20 tRNA genes and 1 rRNA gene are annotated in these 2,293 nt (G+C 46.3%); all 21 read left to right on the top strand.

The annotated features are described in order from the left end of the window. The first annotated feature begins 66 nt into the window (after positions 1-66). The 21 genes from rrf (at position 67) to HW423_RS10805 (ending at position 2,110) form a co-directional block, all read left to right on the top strand. Positions 67-182 (top strand): 5S ribosomal RNA (gene rrf, locus HW423_RS10705). A gap of 14 nt (positions 183-196) precedes the next feature. Continuing rightward, positions 197-269, top strand: a tRNA-Val gene (locus HW423_RS10710). An 8-nt stretch (positions 270-277) separates the two neighbouring features. Further along, positions 278-350, top strand: a tRNA-Lys gene (locus tag HW423_RS10715). A 21-nt stretch (positions 351-371) separates the two neighbouring features. Beyond that, positions 372-453: transfer RNA gene (locus tag HW423_RS10720), tRNA-Leu, on the top strand. Positions 454-466: 13 nt separating this feature from the next. Further along, a tRNA-Thr gene (locus HW423_RS10725) sits at positions 467-539 on the top strand. Positions 540-544: 5 nt separating this feature from the next. Further along, positions 545-616 (top strand) — tRNA-Gly (locus HW423_RS10730). A 28-nt stretch (positions 617-644) separates the two neighbouring features. Beyond that, positions 645-730, top strand: a tRNA-Leu gene (locus tag HW423_RS10735). Positions 731-765: 35 nt separating this feature from the next. Beyond that, positions 766-839, top strand: a tRNA-Arg gene (locus HW423_RS10740). Positions 840-847: 8 nt separating this feature from the next. Continuing rightward, a tRNA-Pro gene (locus tag HW423_RS10745) sits at positions 848-921 on the top strand. Between the two features lie 10 nt (positions 922-931). Beyond that, positions 932-1,004: transfer RNA gene (locus HW423_RS10750), tRNA-Ala, on the top strand. 15 nt (positions 1,005-1,019) lie between these two features. Further along, positions 1,020-1,093: transfer RNA gene (locus HW423_RS10755), tRNA-Met, on the top strand. 4 nt (positions 1,094-1,097) lie between these two features. Further along, positions 1,098-1,171, top strand: a tRNA-Ile gene (locus HW423_RS10760). A gap of 36 nt (positions 1,172-1,207) precedes the next feature. Next, positions 1,208-1,297: transfer RNA gene (locus HW423_RS10765), tRNA-Ser, on the top strand. Between the two features lie 11 nt (positions 1,298-1,308). Continuing rightward, positions 1,309-1,381: transfer RNA gene (locus tag HW423_RS10770), tRNA-Met, on the top strand. A 39-nt stretch (positions 1,382-1,420) separates the two neighbouring features. Continuing rightward, a tRNA-Gly gene (locus tag HW423_RS10775) sits at positions 1,421-1,491 on the top strand. 13 nt (positions 1,492-1,504) lie between these two features. Next, positions 1,505-1,578, top strand: a tRNA-Ile gene (locus tag HW423_RS10780). A gap of 33 nt (positions 1,579-1,611) precedes the next feature. Beyond that, a tRNA-Ser gene (locus tag HW423_RS10785) sits at positions 1,612-1,700 on the top strand. Positions 1,701-1,749: 49 nt separating this feature from the next. Beyond that, positions 1,750-1,821 (top strand) — tRNA-Glu (locus HW423_RS10790). Positions 1,822-1,840: 19 nt separating this feature from the next. Beyond that, positions 1,841-1,930 (top strand) — tRNA-Ser (locus tag HW423_RS10795). Positions 1,931-1,957: 27 nt separating this feature from the next. Further along, positions 1,958-2,030, top strand: a tRNA-Asp gene (locus tag HW423_RS10800). A gap of 9 nt (positions 2,031-2,039) precedes the next feature. After that, positions 2,040-2,110: transfer RNA gene (locus HW423_RS10805), tRNA-Gly, on the top strand. Positions 2,111-2,293 lie beyond the last annotated feature (183 nt).

The following is a 2,293-nucleotide window of genomic DNA, read 5'->3' on the forward strand; positions in this document are numbered from 1 at the left end:
AGGTAAGAAAAACAAGTTGATATTCAGTTTTGAGTGATCTAAGAGATTACTTATATACAAACAATGTGTGGTGATGGTAGCAAGAAGGATACACCTGTTCCCATGCCGAACACAGCAGTTAAGCTTCTTAGCGCCGATGGTAGTTGGACCTTGGGTCCTGTGAGAGTAGGTCATTGCCATGCATTGTTTATATTTCGGAGGATTAGCTCAGCTGGGAGAGCGTCTGCCTTACAAGCAGGATGTCGGCGGTTCGATCCCGTCATCCTCCATGTCTCAAGAGTCGTTAGCTCAGTTGGTAGAGCATCTGACTTTTAATCAGAGGGTCACAGGTTCGATCCCTGTACGACTCATTCTCTTATATAGAGACAAACGCGGGTGTGGCGGAATTGGCAGACGCACTAGATTTAGGATCTAGCGCCTTCGGGCGTGGGGGTTCAAGTCCCTTCACCCGCATTTAACTTAATAAGCCGGCTTAGCTCAGTTGGTAGAGCATCTGATTTGTAATCAGAGGGTCGAGGGTTCAACTCCTTTAGCCGGCATCAACGCGGAAATAGCTCAGTGGTAGAGCACCACCTTGCCAAGGTGGGGGTCGCGGGTTCGAACCCCGTTTTCCGCTTTGCCAAGAGAAGTAAATTCGGCATATTGCCGGGGTGGCGGAACTGGCAGACGCACAGGACTTAAAATCCTGCGGTGGGTGACTACCGTGCCGGTTCGATTCCGGCCCTCGGCATAACACTTTGTTATGTGTTAAAGTAATAAAAAAGAGCACCCTTAGCTCAATTGGATAGAGTACCTGACTACGAATCAGGCGGTTGTAGGTTCGACTCCTACAGGGTGCGTTTCATTTCGGGAAGTAGCTCAGCTTGGTAGAGCACTTGGTTTGGGACCAAGGGGTCGCAGGTTCGAATCCTGTCTTCCCGATTGATATTAAGGGGAATTAGCTCAGCTGGGAGAGCGCCTGCTTTGCACGCAGGAGGTCAGCGGTTCGATCCCGCTATTCTCCATTAATATTTTATAAAGGCGGTGTAGCTCAGCTGGCTAGAGCGTCCGGTTCATACCCGGGAGGTCATGGGTTCGATCCCCTTCGCCGCTATATAGGACCTTTAGCTCAGTTGGTTAGAGCAGACGGCTCATAACCGTCCGGTCGTAGGTTCGAGTCCTACAAGGTCCATTGAAGACCGTAAAAAATATTAATATTTAAATTTATGGAGGATTACCCAAGTCCGGCTGAAGGGAACGGTCTTGAAAACCGTCAGGCGTGTAAAAGCGCGCAAGGGTTCGAATCCCTTATCCTCCTTTTAAAATTATCGCGGGGTGGAGAAGCTGGCATCTCGTCGGGCTCATAACCCGAAGGTCGTAGGTTCGAATCCTACCCCCGCAATTTTAACTTAATACTAAACTTAACTACTTATTTAATTATGCGGGTGTAGTTTAGTGGTAAAACTACAGCCTTCCAAGCTGTTGTCGCGAGTTCGATTCTCGTCACCCGCTTTTAATTTCATACGGGCCTGTAGCTCAGTTGGTTAGAGCGCACCCCTGATAAGGGTGAGGTCGGTGGTTCGAATCCACTCAGGCCCATTAGTGATATTAAAACTATAAAATTTTGGATTTGGGGAAGTACTCAAGAGGCTGAAGAGGCGCCCCTGCTAAGGGTGTAGGTCGGTTTTGCCGGCGCGAGGGTTCAAATCCCTCCTTCTCCGTAAGTTTTATATTCGTATTATTGCTAAAAAATAATATTTATATTGTGTTGGTCCGTTGGTCAAGCGGTTAAGACACCGCCCTTTCACGGCGGTAACACGGGTTCGAGTCCCGTACGGATCATTAATTTTACTTTCATCACGGAGGATTACCCAAGTCCGGCTGAAGGGAACGGTCTTGAAAACCGTCAGGCGTGTAAAAGCGCGCAAGGGTTCGAATCCCTTATCCTCCTTATTGATTTTAAAATTAAAAATACATTGGTCCGGTGGTGTAGGGGTTAACATGCCTGCCTGTCACGCAGGAGATCGCGGGTTCAAATCCCGTCCGGACCGTTATATTATGCGGGTGTAGTTTAGTGGTAAAACTACAGCCTTCCAAGCTGTTGTCGCGAGTTCGATTCTCGTCACCCGCTTATTTATTTAAAAGGACGTTAAGCGTCCTTTTTTTTGTTTGGTATTTATGATTCGTTTCATGGATACACCTTTTTTATAAAGAGATAAGTAAAATCCTTAAAACAATTTTATATAATATAATTTTTTTTTACTGGTGTAGTATATTCGATTTTTTTAAAACATTCTCAATACAATAATTACAT

The sequence above is a fragment of the Ruoffia halotolerans genome (assembly GCF_014049385.1).
GTDB lineage: Bacteria > Bacillota > Bacilli > Lactobacillales > Aerococcaceae > Ruoffia > Ruoffia halotolerans.